Genomic DNA, 16427 nt, shown 5'->3' on the forward strand with positions numbered 1-16427 from the left:
GTGGGTGATCTCTAATAATATAAAGGATCTTTTAAAGAGATCTTTTATTACTCTTACTACTAGTAACGGCTAGATCTGTTGATAATGTTCGCTTTACTATTAAAAACATGATCTTAACGCAGATCTAAAGGTGTTAATATGATCGGATCTTCCCGCGTAAAAGCTTTGATCAAAAGGGCTATTTATACACAGGACAATATCGATTGGATCTTATCCAAGGGATAAACTAGGTTAAAATCGCAGTTAGATCAGTGTTTATCCACAATCTGATCTAAATTATCAGTAAATTGTGGGTAACTTTTATAACAACGATCAACACCGATCGGCTTAATTGAGCCCTGCTGATTCGATCCAGCTTGGTAACCAGGCTAATGCCGTGTCTTCTGGCAATGCTTCATCAAGAATATTTAGCTCTAAGCGTTCTGCCACGCGGTTTGCGCCTTTATTAGCTAATAACTCATCTAGATTACGGCCTGCATAGTTATAGGTGTCGTAACTAGTGTCACCTAATCCGATCACACTGTAGTTTAATCCTTTAAGATCAGCCTGTTGGTTAATAGACTCAACAAATGGCAGTAGGTTCTCTGGGTAGTCTCCCGCGCCGTATGTAGAAGTACATAACAACCAAATAGTATCTTGCTGATCAATATCATCAAATATAGGCTGTTCATGAAGCTGCACTTGGATCCCTTGTTGTTCAAGGGCTTCTGCTAGTTGCTCTGCCACGTATTCTGCAGATCCCATTTGGCTGCCAACGATGATATTTACTGATTGCATGTGATTGATCATGTATAGAAATAAGTGGCCACATGATAACTAAGTTAGGGTGTGAGTAAAGCGTTGAATTACGATCTGAATAAGTTTTTCTGCTTAAAATGACAGCTTTAATTCAATGTTTTTTATAATCTACTGTTTTTAATAGTTTTTTATATTTATTCATAAATTAAACCCTTTGATCAAGCTGTTAATAAATTTGGGGAAAGTTCTGATCAAGCTAAATATTGGAAACTGTATAACTTTGCTAAGTTGTTGATCTTTAATTATGTGTAAGCGCTTAAATTTTCAGATCTGATAAAAATAGTGAGTATGATCGTTTTGTGGATAGATCACTTGTTGATAACGATCGGTTTGCAATTTGCGATCAATAAAATAGATCGAAAAAATCTTAAATAAGCGCTAATAAAGGCTGTTTTTAAGAAAATTAGTTATCAAAAAGGGCTGTTGTATGAAAATAAATTCAAATTTTCGCGTTTTTTTATGATCAAATCAGCCTTTAGATCTAAAAAAGCCCCAAATGTGGATAACATTTTTAGCTAAATTCGATCTTAAAAGCTGTTTTGATCTGATTTTTTAGCTCGCTAAGTTAGTTTTCGATCTGTGTTAAACTGGTTTTTATCGTATTACCGACTAGATCATAGAGCGAATTACCCAATGAAAACCGTTTTGCACCACCAGCGAAAGCGGCTTTTGCTGAGTTAAAATTGCTCATTGCCATCACATTTAATGGCATATCTATTGTGTTAGCTAAGCCGGTTATGTGCTCTATGTTAGTTAAGCCGGGCACAAACAGACCGTCTGCACCTGCATCTTGATACGCTTTTGCTCGCTTTAATGTTGCTTGAAAAGGAGAGTCACTAACAAAGTAGGTATCGGTTCTGGCGTTTATAAATAAACCACCGAAGCCATTTTCGTTAAGTACTTTCTTTATTTCACTAATAATAGTGCATTGCTGCTCGGTAGATCTCAGTGCGTTAGTGTCTTTATTTGAGTCCTCTATGTTGATGCCTACAACTCCTAATCTTGCTAACGCTAAAACGTTTTCGCTAATTTGCAGCGGATCGTTACTGTAGCCTGACTCTATATCGACAGAGAGTGGAATATGAAGGTGTTCGGTTAAGCTTTTAACCAGCGCTAACTGAGTTTGAAAAGAGATGTTTTCACCATCAGCTAACCCTAAACTTGCCGCAATTCCCCAGCTGGTTGTTGCTACGGCTTTAGCTCCCGCAGCTTGGATGAATTGTGCTGAACTAAGATCCCATGCATTAGCGAGTACAAAGCCCCCATGCTGGTGGTGTAATTGGTGAAAGAGTTGATATTTGTCCATGATGTCCTCCGTTTAATGACATCGCTAGACTAATTGATATGAGGTTTATTACTGGCTGGTTTCGGGCCTGAACCGATAATTGATTACTGGACTAAAAACAAAAAAAGAGTCTTGCGACTCTTTTTATAATATTGATGACCGGAATTTATTTACCGATACAGAACGAACTAAAGATTTTCCCTAGCAAGTCATCAGAGGTAAATTCACCCGTTATCTCATTTAAGAACTGTTGAGTTAGGCGTAATTCTTCAGCCAAGATCTCACCAGCAATATGCATCTCTAATTGCTCTTTGCCTGTGTTTAAATGATAGGCAGCATGATCAAGTGCATCTAAGTGACGACGGCGTGCCATAAATCCACCTTCTGTGGCGCCTTGGAAACCTATACATGCCTTTAAGTGAGTACGAACTAACTCTATACCCTCTGCATTTTTAGCACTCAAACGGATCACCGGATATTGATCATGTTCATCCATACCGACATTTTCACCGGAAATATCGGCTTTATTTCGGATCACAGTAACACCCATACCCTCTGGTAACTTGGCCATAAACTCTGGCCAAATATCATGAGGGTCTGTGGCTGATGTATCAGTGCCGTCTAACATAAATAGTACGCGATCGGCTTGGTTAATTTCATCCCATGCGCGCTCGATACCAATTTGCTCTACTTTATCTGGGCTTTCACGCAGGCCTGCGGTATCAATAATATGTAGTGGCATACCATCAATGTGGATATGTTCGCGTAATACGTCACGTGTTGTACCTGCTATTTCGGTAACGATGGCTGCATCACGGCCAGCTAACGCATTAAGTAGGCTTGATTTACCTGCGTTAGGGCGACCCGCAATAACAACACGCATACCTTCACGCATGATGCTACCTTGTTTAGCTTGCTGAGTTACATTCTCTAACTGATCAATAATGGCATTGAGATCTGTTGATACTTTACCGTCTGATAAAAAGTCGATTTCTTCATCAGGAAAATCAATTGCAGCTTCAACATACATACGTAGGTGAATGACTTTCTCCACCAGCGTTTCAATATGTTTTGAGAATTCACCTTGCAGTGATTGGAGGGCGCTTTTTGCTGCCTGTTCACTGGTTGCATTAATTAAATCGGCAATTGCCTCTGCTTGAGTTAAATCAAGCTTATCATTCATAAATGCGCGCTCAGAGAACTCACCTGGTTTTGCTAAACGTACACCGTCAATTTGGCTAATTTCTTTTAATAGCATATCTAATACAACAGGGCCGCCGTGACCTTGTAGTTCTAGTACGTCTTCGCCGGTAAATGAATTTGGCCCTTGGAAGTAAATAGCAATACCTTGGTCAAGCTGTTCACCGCTCAAGCTTTTAAATGGTACATAGTCTGCGTAACGTGTTTTAGGACAACGGCCAATAATCTGTTCTGCCACTGTTTTAGCTAAGCTGCCAGAGACGCGAATAATACCAACCCCACCACGTCCTGGTGCGGTCGCTTGTGCTGCAATTGTGTCTTGATTAATCATGCGATGAAATAATGCCAATAAAAGAATGAATGCTGGCTCTATTGTAACCTATGGCTTAATTTCATGCGAATAGCTGTTTGAGTAATGAAGTAGCAAAAGTCTGATGTAAGTAATACTTTATTTAGCTTTAATTAATAATAAACACTCATTGAAAATGATAATTATATTCATTAACATGTTGCGCATTCTAAATCTTATTGTTTTTTATTATGCGTCTTTCTGCTGTTTTTATTGCACTTGCTGCTGGTTTTTCGGGCGTTGCCCATGCTCAAACTGAAGTGACTACTCCGGATCAAAGTGATTCTAAAGAACTCGAAAAAATAGAAGTTGTTGGCCGTGCGTTCTCTTTATATCGCCCAACCGAGTCTAGCTTTGCTACTCGTACCAATACACCTTTAGAGAAAATTCCTCAGTCAATTCAAATTTTGCCGCAGGAGCTGATCAGTGATCAGGCTGCTCGCCAAATTACCGACCTTTATAGCAATATAGCTGGTGTAAATGCCTTTAGTTATTCAGGCGTGACATTCCGTGGTTTCCGCCAAGATGAGATTTTATATGATGGCGTAAAGGGCGATCCTTTCAATGGCTTTGCTGTGCCGCAATTATTTAATATTGAACAAGTTGCAGTGTTAAAAGGGCCTGCTGGCGCTATATACGGTAGCGGTAATCCGGGTGGTATTATTAACTATGTAACTAAGAAGCCTAAATTCACCAGTGAACACAGTATTGAAGTTGAAGTAGGTAATGATGACTTCTTCAGTGGTGCATTAGAAAGCACAGGAACCTTGAGTGAATCACTTGATAATCATGCTTACCGTGTTGGTCTTTACCGTGATACTGAAAAGCCATTCCGTGCTAATACTAGCAGCGATAATACCATTGTTGATCTTGGTTATACGTGGCTTATCAACAGTGCAACCGAATTAACCACTCAGTATACCTATATAGAGCAAGAGTTGGGTGGGGCACGTTTACGTGGTGTACCTGCTGATGATAATGGCAATTTTTTAACTGATATTAGCTGGAATCATAACGAGGCGACAGACTTTCAAAATGTTGAAGCCCATGTCTATCAGGCAACTTTAAAACATGAGTTTAATGATGTTTGGCGCACAGATGTCACAGCACGTTATTTTGATAACAAAGAAGTGCAAAACTACCATGAACCAAGAGGCCTCGTTGATACAGATGACGACGGTATTGTTGATTGGAGCCATCGTGAGTTTCGTGATCAAGTACGTGAGAACGAAGGCTTTAGCTTAACAGCTAATGCGATTGCGGAGTTTGCATTTGCTAATATGCAGCATCAAGTGCTGTTTGGTAGTGATTGGTATGAACATGATTTTGAAAGCGTCTACCGTACAGCTACGCAACAAAGTAAAGGTGGCCCAGTACCAGGACTTGATCTTAACAACCCTGAGTATGGTTTAACCTCTGCTGATGATTATGATCTTGATAGTATTACCCCACGGCTTGGCAAAACGAATAGCACCCGCTTTGGTGCCTACTTGCAAGATCAACTAGATATCACCGCTAATTGGAGTGTGACAGCTGGATTAAGGTATGATCGTTTTGAAGACAAAGATCTGTTAAATCAAACCGAGTTTTCTGATAGCGACTTAACCTACCGTATTGGTACCAGCTATAACATTAACGATATGTTCTTCCCTTATGCGCTGCATGGCACAGGCTTTGTGCCGCAAAGTGCGAGTAATCAAGAAACAGCAAAGGGCGGTCCGTTCTCGCCGGAGACTAGCCGTATTAACGAGTTAGGTTTAAGAACCAAGCTATTAGCAGACACACTTGCTGTTAATATGGCTGTGTACGATATTGTCCGTGAAAACATCCTACAACCTAGCTTATTAGGTGATGTTGCAGGTGACGGCGTTGATGATTTAGTTGCCGTTGGTGAAGTACAAAGTAAAGGTTTTGAACTCGAGGTGGTTGGCGATATTACTGATAGCTGGGTAGTGACTGCAAGCTACGCTTATAATGATACCCGTATTACTGAAGCAAACGACAGTATTACCAATCAAATTCCTGATAGCGATAAATTTGCTAACGCGCCGCAAAATACTCTAGGTATATGGACACGCTATGAACTACCTAGCTTATCGTCATCTATTTCTGCTGGCTTAGATTATGTTGATGAACAGCTTAGTTTAGGCGGTCAACGTGTTAAACCTTACACTGTTTACAACATGGCGTGGCAAACAACCGTTGATAACTGGCAATGGCAGCTATCAGTTAAGAACCTATTTGATAAAGAATACGCAAGCAGTGGCTTTATCGAACGAACAGGGCACTTTCCTGGTGAACCACGTCGTGTTTATTTAAGTGCTAAATACAGCTTTTAATGGTGGCGTGTGAACGCTAAAAGTTGGTTTAACTTACATTCTTGGGCAGGACTCTTTGTTGGAGTCCTGCTTTTTGTTACCTGCGTATCGGGAACACTCGCTACGTTAAGTCATGAACTCGAGTACTTAACTGACGCTAAGTACCGTGCATTAACTTCTTCTGCCTCTACTAACTACCTAGCTATCGAAAACACCCTTAATAAGCATTATCCGCAAGCTCAGTTACTTTTTATCCAACGTCATAAGCAAGATTACCTTGCCACTGAAGCGGCTCTTAAAGTCGGTGATTCATTTCGCTTTGTATATTTAGATGCTGCAACGGGTCGCTTACTCGGTGAAGGAGAGTGGGCGCGGATATCGCGGTTTTTACGTAACTGGCATATGAACTTATCGATGGGCTGGACGGGTAAATTAATCGTCACCAGTTTGAGTATTTTACTCGTTATTTTATTGGTTTCGAGTTTTTATGTGTATCGGCGCTGGTGGCAAGGCTTTATGAAAAAGCCTGCTGCGCTTAGTCTTGATAAACGTAGTAGTTGGTCTGATTGGCATAAGCTTTTAGGGCTTTGGAGTTTATGGTTTATTGCTGTGATGGCCATCACAGGGGGTTGGTATCTGGTAGAACATGGGCTGCAAACTGCGAAGGTACCTCACTATGTCTCTAGTCCACAAGCTGTGAGTGAGTTTAAAAAACAAAGCCCTCGTAAAGGTCTATCGCCAATTAGTTTAGCTACAGCTTATACAGCCGCTCAACAGGCGTTTCCTAGCCTTGATATTCGCTATATTCGTTATCCTAATAAAGCGGATCAGCCTATAGAAGTGCGTGGTTATAACGATGATATTTTATTGCGCCTGCGTGCTAACCGGGTTTATTTAAAACCAAGTTCCGGTGAAGTTCTAGGCATACAAAAAGGGGAAGAACTAAACCTGCTTCCACGAATTAAAGACACCGCTGATCCTCTGCACTTTGGTAACTTTGCAGGCATTGGTACCAAGCTTATTTGGGGGTTATTTGGTGCATTTATGAGCTTTGTAAGCGCTGCTGGCATCTATATGAGTTGGCTTAGGGTTAAGCGTAAAACAACGGCAGGAAAGTGGCTTGGTTTATCTGGGGTGGTTGCTATCGGTTTGGTGGTTGCTTCGTTACTAACAACAAGTTTGAGCTTTACTGAACGCAGTGTGCCCAATCAAGTTTATTCTCCTATTCTCGGTTAGCTATTTTCAGGCATTAAAAAAGGCGCAGTTAGCGCCTTTTTTATTGGGTTAAGAGTTTAGCCTCTTACCTTAATACCTTTTTTCTCCATACCGCGGTAGATGATTAGCATCTGAGCGATTGAGATAAGGTTCGATACTAACCAGTAAAGTACTAGGCCAGATGGGAACCACAAGAAGAAAATAGAGAATACTACAGGCATAAAGGTCATCATTTTTTGCTGCATAGGGTCAGTAACCGTCATAGGTTGCAGCTTTTGAGTGATGAACATACTTAAACCAAATAAAACCGGTAATACGTAGTATGGGTCCATTGCTGATAAGTCATTTAACCATAAAACGAATTCAGCATGACGTAGCTCAGTTGATTCTAAGAATACGTAGAATAATGCTAAGAAGATTGGCATTTGTAGTAACAGCGGGAAACAGCCACCCATAGGGTTCACTTTTTCTTTGCGGTACATTTCCATCATAGCTTGACCGAATTTTTGACGGTCATCACCATACTTCTCTTTTAGTGCAGCCATTTTAGGTTGTAAGGCACGCATCTTCGCCATTGACGTGTATTGTGCTTTAGTAAGCGGGTACATTGCCGTTTTAACGATAACCGTGATTGCAATGATAGCTAGACCCCAGTTACCTAGGATGCTGTGTAACCACTTAAGTAGTACGAATAATGGTTGTGAAATAAACCATAACCAACCGTAGTCTACAGTTAGGTCTAAGTCTGGGTGAATTGCTTCTAGTACGTCAGACTCTTTCGGGCCCATGTAATAAGTTGAGCTAAGTGTTGCTTGCGTACCAGCTTGTACGTTAACTGCTTCACCTTTAGTACCAATAATTGCCGCATTACCAGCAACTAATTTGCTGTAAAGGGTATTTTGTTGGTCTTGCTTTGGTACCCACGCACTTACAAAGTAGTGTTGAATAAATGCAATGTAGCCGCCAGCTGTAGTGATGTTAAGGTTTTTATCAGCCATGTCTGAGAAGCTGTACTTTTCGTATGGCTCTTCTTCAGTACCAAATGCTGCACCTAAGTAGTTTTGATCTACTAAGCTACCTTTTTCTTGTACTGTGCGTTTTACTTGCGTGTATAACTGAACTTGAATTGGATCAGCTGTTACGTTGTTTACTGTGTACTCTAAATCTACAGCGTAGTCGCCTTTTTTGAAGATATAAGTTTTAGTAAAGGTCACACCTTTACTGTCAGTAAACTCAAGTGGTACACGTAGCTCATCACCCGTTAAAGTGAATGCTTTTTGTGTGGTTTTATAAACAGGACGGCCTTTCAGGGTTGTCTCTGGGCCATTTAAACCAATTAAGCCACTTTGCGAGAAGTATTGGTTACCGTCAAACTCACCAAGTAGCATGAAAGGTGTTTCACCGCCTTTTACCTCTTCGTACTGAAGTAGGTCTGCTTCAATAATGTCACCACCTTGGGTGTCAATTTTAACAGTGAATACGTCAGTTGTTACATCGATAACTGAGCGCTTTGCTGTCGTTACAGCTGGAACTTCACCGTCAGATGATGCAGGAATAAAGTCATCAGATTCTGGTGTTGTTGCGCCTAGTGTTTGTGTTGTGGCACTTGGATCAGCCTTTGGTGCGTTGTAGTCGTTATTCCATTCTTGAAATAATAAAAACGACACAAGCATCAAGCCGATTAATAAAAACGTGCGTTGCGATTCCATAACAGCTCTTATTTCTCGTGTTGGTGGTTAATATGATTTTTTGCCGGTACGGGATCATCCCCACCAGCATGTAAAGGGTGGCATTTTAATATGCGTTTAACAGCTAACCAACTGCCTTTTACACTTCCATGCAAATTAATTGCTTGAATAGCGTAACTAGAGCAGGTTGGATTAAAACGACAATGCGGGCCTAATAGTGGGCTTACCCATTTTTGATAGCCGCGTATTAGCATGACTAAACAGCGCTTTGGAATAGCAACAAGTGGTTTAAGTAACCTCATGATGTGTCTGCCCCTGCGTTAATTTAGTCAATGGATACCATGAATTTAAATTCCCATCGTAGAATTTTAAATGCATGATTAAAAGGTGAGCTAAAGATACCTTAATTAAGCCTGTAATTCTATTGCTATCAGGCTTGTTTATTAGATTTAGCTGATTTATTCGGGCGTTTTTTAAATGGTGGTGGTTTAGGTGCACCAGGCTTGCAGCGTTCGTTAATTTTTCGCCACAATTTATTTAGTTGCTTTGTCAGCTCTTCGTTTGACTGTTCATCAATACCACTTTTAACCATAAGCACAATATCAATGTTATCGAGTTTATGTTGATTTAAACGGAAACTTTCGCGAGCAAGTCGTTTAATTCGATTACGTTGACAGGCTTTTTTAACGCGTTTTTTTGCGACCGTAAGACCTAATCGAGGATTAGTTTGGTCATTGCGTTTAGCTAATAGGGTAAAGAAAGGAGTCGCAGCGCGTGCTGGTTCATTAAAGATTCGAGAGTAATGCGAGGGAGTTAACAGACGTAACTCCCTGCTGAAGCTAAAGTCTTCCACTTATATATTAAGCAGAAAGAACTTTACGGCCTTTAGCACGACGACGAGCTAATACTTTACGGCCATTTGCTGTTGCCATACGAGCACGGAAACCGTGTGTACGTTTGCGTTTTAAAACGCTAGGTTGAAAAGTTCTTTTCATAACAATTCCATCCGATCGGTTAAGGTTAAAACATCCTATGCAGGTCGCGATCCTGGCACAGGTGCCATTGCGAGCGCGAGATATTATAGATGAAGACAACAAAAGTCAATCATTAAAACGCTGCAGAGGCCGTAATTATAAAGGATCCTTTTACCTGATCATATAGGATCATCATAAATAAGAAGTTTTCCACAGCCTCTGTATAAAAAGTGAATAAAAGCTTGGGAAAAGCCAATTCGATCGTAGAATTTGATCGCGATCTGGCTGCAAATTTGTTATGATCACTGTTCGAGCTTAAAAAATAATTTTCTTAAAAATCAGTGTTTTATTCTTTTATGTTGCTGAGATCATATTTTTCATAAAAATCAATCTTGTACTTGTGGATAAAGTACCTTCATAATAGTCGGTCTGGGCCAAGAAAGTTGGTTAAAGATTAGCAATAAATGTTTGATTTTCCATCATTAAAGATGAACGGGAATAAAAATTAAATCTCTGGGAGTTTAACTGTGTATCTGTCGGTTTGGCAAAGTTGTTTATATGTATTGCAAGATGAATTGCCTTCACAGCAATTCAGTATGTGGGTAAGGCCACTTCAAGCAGAAAGTACCGAAGATACGTTGACTATATATGCACCTAACCGTTTTGTTTTGGATTGGGTGAGAGAAAAGTATTTAAACCGTATTAATGAACTACTCGTTGAAATTTGTGGTGATGAAGCGCCTGAATTACGTTTTGATGTTGGTAGTAAACCTATTTTAAATGCCCAAGTGGCATCAGCACCGGCTGCAGCAGAAGCTAGCGCGCCTGTTACCCAACAGACTGCCGAAAAACAACAGCCAAAACCTGAAAAAGCAGCGGTCGAACCTGCACCAAAATCAGGCTATAAATCAAACATTAAAGAAAATTACACCTTTGATAGCTTTGTTGAAGGTAAATCAAACCAATTAGCAAAAGCTGCAGCGACTCAAGTTGCAGATAACCCAGGTTCAGCATTTAACCCTGTATTTATATATGGTGGTACTGGCTTAGGTAAAACTCACTTATTACACGCTGTTGGTAACGGTATTATGGCTAATAAGCCAGACGCGAAAATTGTTTATATGCACTCAGAGCGATTTGTGCAAGACATGGTTAAAGCGCTTCAAAATAATGCCATCGAAGAATTTAAACGTTATTATCGAAGTGTTGATGCATTGATGATCGATGACATTCAATTTTTCGCTAATAAAGAACGCTCACAAGAAGAGTTCTTTCATACCTTCAACGCTTTACTTGAAGGAAATCAACAGATTATCTTAACTTCAGACCGCTATCCAAAAGAGATAGAAGGGGTTGAAGATCGCCTTAAATCACGTTTTGGTTGGGGCTTAACCATTGCTATTGAGCCGCCAGAGCTTGAAACGCGCGTTGCTATTTTGATGAAAAAAGCGCAGCAAAGTAAAATTAATTTACCTCACGAAGTTGCCTTTTTTATCGCGAAAAAATTACGCTCAAATGTGCGTGAATTAGAAGGGGCGTTAAACCGCGTTATTGCTAATGCAAACTTTACTGGTCGTCCTATTTCGATCGACTTTGTAAAAGAAGCGCTACGTGACTTACTTGCGCTGCAAGATAAACTGGTAACGATAGATAATATTCAACGCACTGTTGCTGAGTATTACCGTATTCGTGTGTCAGATTTACTCTCTAAACGTCGTAGCCGTTCAGTAGCAAGACCACGTCAAGTGGCCATGGCATTATCAAAAGAACTTACAAATCACAGTTTACCTGAGATTGGTGACGCCTTTGGCGGCCGTGATCACACAACTGTATTACACGCTTGTCGTAAAGTTAAATCACTCCGTGACGAAAGCCATGAAGTGAAAGAAGATTATCAAAACTTAATAAGAACCTTGTCATCTTAAGGCCGACTTTATTATGCAAATAACAATATCAAGAGAGCAATTTTTAAAACCTTTAGTTCAAGTGTCTGGTGCGATTGAGCGTAAGCATACTTTACCGATTTTATCGAACGTACTGTTAGTTGTTGAAAACGGACAACTTTCGATGACGGGTACTGATCTTGAAATTGAGTTAGTGGCGAGTGTGTATGTCGGTGAAGATACCACAGATACGCAACTTACTTTACCAGCTAAAAAGTTACTCGATATTTGTAAAAGTTTACCTGATGGCTCAGACCTTACGTTAAGTAGCCAAGATCATCAGTTACTACTAACAAGTGGTAAAAGCCGTTTTTCTTTAACTACGCTGGCCGCTGAAGATTTTCCGAATCTTGAGCAATGGGATGGTGAAGTTGAATTTCAACTAACGCGTTTAGAATTGCGTAAACTTTTAGAAAGCACGCACTTTTCTATGGCGAATCAAGACGTACGTTATTACTTAAACGGTATGTCATTTGAAGTTGATAACGCAGATATTAAAACAGTGGCTACAGATGGTCACCGTTTGGCGATTGCACAAAAGCAATTACCACAGTCTTTAAATACACAACGTCAGTTAATTATTCCACGTAAAGGTGTACAAGAAATTATGCGCCTAATGGTGGCTGATGATGAGCTAGTAACCATTCAATTTGGTGCTAACCATATTCGTATTATTGATACTGAGTTTACGTTTACCAGCAAGCTGGTGGATGGTCGTTTCCCTGACTATCGTCGTGTATTGCCACGTGGTGGTGATAAAGTGATTACTGCTAACCGTGAATGGCTTCGTAGTGCTTTCCAACGTGTGTCTATTTTATCGAATGAAAAATTCCGTGGTGTACGATTAAACCTATCTGAAGGTTTATTAAAAATTACTGCTAACAACCCTGAGCAAGAACAAGCTGAAGAGGTTGTTGAGGTAATGTACCAGGGCGGCGAACTTGAAATTGGCTTTAACGTTTCTTATGTGCTTGATGTACTTAATACATTAAAAACAGAAGATGTAACCTTTACGCTTGCAGACTCTAATAGCAGTGCGCTAATTGAAGGTGCAGGTGACGAAGAAGCTATGTACGTTGTAATGCCGATGCGCCTATAAGCTTATATGAGTTTAAGTCATTTAAGCCTCAATAATTTTCGGAATATTGAGGCGCTGACAATTGAGCCGGTTAATGGCATAAACATTATCTATGGCGAAAATGGCAGCGGAAAAACCAGCCTCCTTGAGGCGATATATTTCCTTTCTCACGGTAAATCATTTCGTACCGCCAAACATAAAAATATCATTCAGCATCAACAAGACAAATTTGTGATTCATGGGCGCAAAGCGCTGCATGATTTGTCTATTCCGATTGGTATAAGCAAAAACCAAGCGGGTGAAACGTCTTTAAAGATTCAGGGAAAAACGAGCCGTAAAATCTCTGAATTAGCTCAACTAGTGCCGGTGCAAGTTATTACTCCAGAAAGCTATTCGTTGTTTTTTGGTGGCCCAAAAGAGCGTAGAAAATTTCTCGATTTAGGATTGTTCCACGTGGAACATGACTTTTTTTACTTGTGGCAATCTTTTAATAAAGTACTAAAGCAACGTAATGCTTTATTAAAAAGTAAACCTCGAGATTATTTCGAACAGATCAAGTTTTGGGATAAAGAATTTGTTAGACTAGCTGAACAAATAAATAATCTAAGAATCGCGTATATAAGTAGGTTTAAGCAGCAGTTTTTTGATAAAATGTGTGCAGAATTAACGCTTGTAAGCGATTTAGAAATTAACTTTCATGCGGGCTGGAAAGAGAGTGAAACGCTCTCAGAGGCGCTTGAGCAAAGCTTTGAACGTGATGCTAAACAAGGTTTCACAAGTAAAGGTCCGCATAAAGCTGATTTTAGTTTTAGTGTTTCTGGTAACAGTGTAGAAAATACGTTTTCTCGCGGTCAATTGAAGCTCTTGCTTTATGCGTTAAAAGTAACGCAAAATAGCTTAATTGAGTCAGAAACTGATAAGCAATCTATATTGCTAATAGATGACTTACCTTCAGAACTGGGTGAAGATACAAAAGAAAAAGTGGGTCAACTTTTGACTCATTGTGATTCGCAACTTTTTATCTCATCAATTTTATCTGAAAGTATTTCTGCTGTGGTGGAACCCATGCAACGAGAACTAAAAATGTTCCACGTGAAACATGGCAACCTAATAACAAGATAAGTGGGATTAACCATGTCTGAGAATTACGATTCGTCGAGTATTAAAGTACTTAAAGGATTAGACGCAGTAAGAAAGCGTCCAGGAATGTATATAGGGGACACCGATGACGGTACAGGCCTACACCACATGGTGTTTGAGGTTGTTGATAACTCTATCGATGAAGCCTTAGCTGGTCATTGTGATGATATTTTTGTAACGATTCACTTAGACGGTTCAGTCTCTGTAAGAGATAACGGTCGTGGTATTCCTACATCTATTCACGAAGAAGAAGGTGTTTCTGCGGCTGAAGTTATCATGACGGTACTTCATGCTGGTGGTAAGTTCGATGATAACTCATATAAAGTATCAGGTGGCTTACACGGTGTAGGTGTTTCAGTAGTAAATGCACTATCTGAAAAGCTACAACTGACTATTCGTCGTGAAGGCAAAATTCACCAACAAACATATACTATGGGTGTACCAGATGCGCCATTAGCTATAATTGGTGACGCAACAGACACGGGTACTGAATTACGTTTCTGGCCAAGTGGTGAAACATTCAGTGACCTTAACTTCCACTACGATATCTTAGCAAAACGTTTGCGTGAGCTTTCGTTCTTAAACTCTGGTGTAAGTATCATTCTTACTGATGAGCGTGAAGAATCTAAAAATGACCACTTCAAATATGACGGTGGTATCCAAGCATTCGTAGAATATCTAAACCGTAACAAAACACCTGTACATAAAAGTGTTTTCCACTTTACCCATGAGCGTGAAGAAGACGGTATTAGTGTAGAAGTTTCAATGCAGTGGAACGATGGTTTCCAAGAAAGCATTTACTGTTTCACAAACAACATTCCACAACGTGATGGTGGTACGCACTTAGCTGGCTTTAGAGCTGCATTAACACGTACGCTAAATAACTACATGGAAAAAGAAGGCTTTAATAAAAAAGCGAAAACAACAAGCAATGCGACGGGTGATGATGCTCGTGAAGGCTTAACTGCGGTTGTAAGTGTTAAAGTACCTGATCCTAAGTTCTCATCACAAACGAAAGACAAACTAGTATCAAGTGAAGTTAAGTCTGCTGTAGAACAAGCAATGGCAGAAAAACTAACAGAGTTCTTATTAGAAAACCCTGTTGATGCTAAAACAGTTGTTGGCAAAATTATTGATGCAGCACGAGCTCGTGAAGCAGCACGTAAAGCACGTGAAATGACACGCCGTAAAGGTGCAATGGATTTAGCTGGTTTGCCAGGTAAATTGGCAGACTGCCAAGAAAAAGATCCAGCACTTTCTGAACTATACATAGTGGAGGGTGACTCTGCAGGTGGTTCAGCTAAGCAGGGTCGTAACCGTAAAAACCAAGCAATTTTGCCACTTAAAGGTAAGATTCTTAACGTTGAAAAAGCGCGCTTTGATAAGATGCTTTCTTCTCAAGAAGTAGCAACTCTAATCACTGCATTAGGCTGTGGTATTGGTCGTGATGAATATGACCCAGAAAAGCTACGTTATCATCGTATCATTATCATGACCGATGCGGACGTGGATGGTTCTCACATTCGTACCTTACTACTGACTTTCTTCTACCGTCAAATGCCAGAGATTGTAGAAAAAGGCTTTATCTATATTGCGCAACCACCACTTTATAAAGTGAAAAAAGGTAAGCAAGAACGCTACATTAAAGATGACCCAGCGCTTGTTGATTATTTAACATCATTAGCATTAAACAATGCTGCACTTTATACAAGCGAAGGTGCATCTGCACTTGAAGGTGAAGAACTAGAAAGAATCGTTCACGACTATCAAAATACAGTTAAAGTGATTGAACGCTTAAAACGTAAATATCCAAACTCGGTTATGGAACGTTTAATCTATCAAAGCGAAATTACCGAAGCTGATTTAGCAGATGAAGCAAAAGTTAAAGAGTGGACTAACACGCTAGTTGACGACTTAATTGCACGTGATGAAGATGCAACTATCTTCCATGCGGGCACTGAGCACGATACTGAGCGCAACATGTATTATCCTGTTGTGAATATTCGTCAACATGGTGTGGATAAAGCTCATGTACTAAACCATGACTTCATCACATCGCGTGACTATAAACGCATTGCAGCGACAGGCGTAAACATTGCTAACTTACTTGAAGAAGGGGCATATGTTCAACGCGGTGAGAAAACTCTTGCTGTTGATAACTTTGTGGATGCATTAGAGTGGTTAATCAATGAATCGAAACGCGGCCTTTATATCCAACGCTATAAAGGACTCGGTGAGATGAACCCTGATCAGCTTTGGGAAACCACTATGGACCCAGATGCTCGTCGTATGTTGAAAGTAACAATTGAAGATGCAGTAGCGGCAGACCAATTGTTTGCGACTCTAATGGGTGACCAAGTTGAGCCGCGTCGTGACTTCATCGAAACGAATGCACTACGCGTAGTTAACTTAGACGTATAACGCTAAATTAAGAATTAA

The 16427-nt window shown here is 40.1% G+C and carries 13 protein-coding genes; 6 read left to right on the plus strand and 7 right to left on the minus strand.

Annotation, left to right across the window (positions count from 1 at the left end; all coding sequences use genetic code 11):
* Positions 1 to 327: 327 nt before the first annotated feature.
* From mioC to mnmE, 3 genes are all read right to left on the minus strand, one after another.
* Complete coding sequence (gene mioC / locus JIG37_RS11235) at positions 328 to 777, minus strand: FMN-binding protein MioC (RefSeq protein ID WP_199529380.1); 450 nt, start codon at positions 775 to 777, stop codon at positions 328 to 330.
* A 586-nt stretch (positions 778 to 1363) separates the two neighbouring features.
* Positions 1364 to 2104, minus strand: coding sequence for an isocitrate lyase/phosphoenolpyruvate mutase family protein (locus JIG37_RS11240; protein ID WP_199529381.1), 741 nt, complete (start codon positions 2102 to 2104; stop codon positions 1364 to 1366).
* Between the two features lie 145 nt (positions 2105 to 2249).
* Positions 2250 to 3614 carry a tRNA uridine-5-carboxymethylaminomethyl(34) synthesis GTPase MnmE gene (gene mnmE, locus JIG37_RS11245; protein ID WP_130166143.1) on the minus strand — a complete coding sequence of 455 codons (1365 nt, stop codon included), beginning with the start codon at positions 3612 to 3614 and terminating at the stop codon, positions 2250 to 2252.
* Positions 3615 to 3823: 209 nt separating this feature from the next.
* Here mnmE and JIG37_RS11250 point away from each other — a divergent pair, with 209 nt between their 5' ends.
* Both JIG37_RS11250 and JIG37_RS11255 read left to right on the plus strand, forming a co-directional pair.
* Positions 3824 to 5971 carry a TonB-dependent siderophore receptor gene (locus JIG37_RS11250; RefSeq protein ID WP_199529382.1) on the plus strand — a complete coding sequence of 716 codons (2148 nt, stop codon included), beginning with the start codon at positions 3824 to 3826 and terminating at the stop codon, positions 5969 to 5971.
* A 9-nt stretch (positions 5972 to 5980) separates the two neighbouring features.
* On the plus strand, positions 5981 to 7186 hold the full coding sequence (locus JIG37_RS11255) for a PepSY-associated TM helix domain-containing protein (RefSeq protein WP_199529383.1): 1206 nt from the start codon (positions 5981 to 5983) through the stop codon (positions 7184 to 7186).
* A gap of 56 nt (positions 7187 to 7242) precedes the next feature.
* Here the strand turns inward: JIG37_RS11255 and yidC are convergent, their stop codons facing one another.
* From yidC to rpmH, 4 genes are all read right to left on the minus strand, one after another.
* Positions 7243 to 8874, minus strand: a complete 1632-nt coding sequence (gene yidC, locus JIG37_RS11260; protein ID WP_166339769.1) for a membrane protein insertase YidC — start codon at positions 8872 to 8874, stop codon at positions 7243 to 7245.
* An 8-nt stretch (positions 8875 to 8882) separates the two neighbouring features.
* Positions 8883 to 9155, minus strand: coding sequence for a membrane protein insertion efficiency factor YidD (gene yidD / locus JIG37_RS11265; protein ID WP_054554794.1), 273 nt, complete (start codon positions 9153 to 9155; stop codon positions 8883 to 8885).
* A gap of 128 nt (positions 9156 to 9283) precedes the next feature.
* Positions 9284 to 9706, minus strand: coding sequence for a ribonuclease P protein component (gene rnpA, locus JIG37_RS11270; protein ID WP_058583673.1), 423 nt, complete (start codon positions 9704 to 9706; stop codon positions 9284 to 9286).
* A gap of 7 nt (positions 9707 to 9713) precedes the next feature.
* Positions 9714 to 9848 (minus strand): 50S ribosomal protein L34, encoded by a 135-nt coding sequence (gene rpmH / locus JIG37_RS11275; protein ID WP_008488847.1) that lies wholly within the window; start codon positions 9846 to 9848, stop codon positions 9714 to 9716.
* Positions 9849 to 10354: 506 nt separating this feature from the next.
* On the opposite strand from rpmH, the gene dnaA reads away from it, so the two are divergent.
* Genes dnaA through gyrB form a run of 4 tightly spaced genes read left to right on the plus strand, consistent with a single transcriptional unit; the run spans position 10355 to position 16409 of the window.
* Positions 10355 to 11752: a chromosomal replication initiator protein DnaA gene (dnaA, locus tag JIG37_RS11280; RefSeq protein ID WP_138602144.1), complete on the plus strand. Its 1398-nt coding sequence runs from the start codon at positions 10355 to 10357 to the stop codon at positions 11750 to 11752.
* Positions 11753 to 11765: 13 nt separating this feature from the next.
* A complete protein-coding gene (dnaN, locus tag JIG37_RS11285; protein ID WP_166339770.1) occupies positions 11766 to 12869 on the plus strand; it encodes a DNA polymerase III subunit beta in 1104 nt (367 codons plus the stop codon).
* Positions 12870 to 12875: 6 nt separating this feature from the next.
* The gene (gene recF, locus JIG37_RS11290; protein WP_138602147.1) at positions 12876 to 13970 is read left to right on the plus strand and encodes a DNA replication/repair protein RecF; all 1095 of its coding nucleotides are present in this window, start codon (positions 12876 to 12878) and stop codon (positions 13968 to 13970) included.
* A gap of 12 nt (positions 13971 to 13982) precedes the next feature.
* On the plus strand, positions 13983 to 16409 hold the full coding sequence (gene gyrB, locus JIG37_RS11295; RefSeq protein ID WP_054554790.1) for a DNA topoisomerase (ATP-hydrolyzing) subunit B: 2427 nt from the start codon (positions 13983 to 13985) through the stop codon (positions 16407 to 16409).
* The last annotated feature ends 18 nt before the right edge of the window (positions 16410 to 16427 follow it).

Origin of the sequence: Pseudoalteromonas sp. bablab_jr010 (assembly GCF_016464105.1) — a bacterium.
GTDB classification, from domain to species: Bacteria; Pseudomonadota; Gammaproteobacteria; order Enterobacterales; family Alteromonadaceae; genus Pseudoalteromonas; species Pseudoalteromonas simplex.

Excerpts from the sequence above, each read along its gene's own strand:
- recF (WP_138602147.1), top strand. The coding sequence starts at position 12,876 with ATGAGTTTAAGTCATTTAAGCCTCAATAATTTTCGGAATATTGAGGCG.
- mnmE (WP_130166143.1), bottom strand. The coding sequence starts at position 3,614 with ATGATTAATCAAGACACAATTGCAGCACAAGCGACCGCACCAGGACGT.
- rpmH (WP_008488847.1), bottom strand. The coding sequence starts at position 9,848 with ATGAAAAGAACTTTTCAACCTAGCGTTTTAAAACGCAAACGTACACAC.
- dnaN (WP_166339770.1), top strand. The coding sequence starts at position 11,766 with ATGCAAATAACAATATCAAGAGAGCAATTTTTAAAACCTTTAGTTCAA.
- yidC (WP_166339769.1), bottom strand. The coding sequence starts at position 8,874 with ATGGAATCGCAACGCACGTTTTTATTAATCGGCTTGATGCTTGTGTCG.
- JIG37_RS11240 (WP_199529381.1), bottom strand. The coding sequence starts at position 2,104 with ATGGACAAATATCAACTCTTTCACCAATTACACCACCAGCATGGGGGC.
- mioC (WP_199529380.1), bottom strand. The coding sequence starts at position 777 with ATGCAATCAGTAAATATCATCGTTGGCAGCCAAATGGGATCTGCAGAA.
- JIG37_RS11250 (WP_199529382.1), top strand. The coding sequence starts at position 3,824 with ATGCGTCTTTCTGCTGTTTTTATTGCACTTGCTGCTGGTTTTTCGGGC.
- gyrB (WP_054554790.1), top strand. The coding sequence starts at position 13,983 with ATGTCTGAGAATTACGATTCGTCGAGTATTAAAGTACTTAAAGGATTA.
- yidD (WP_054554794.1), bottom strand. The coding sequence starts at position 9,155 with ATGAGGTTACTTAAACCACTTGTTGCTATTCCAAAGCGCTGTTTAGTC.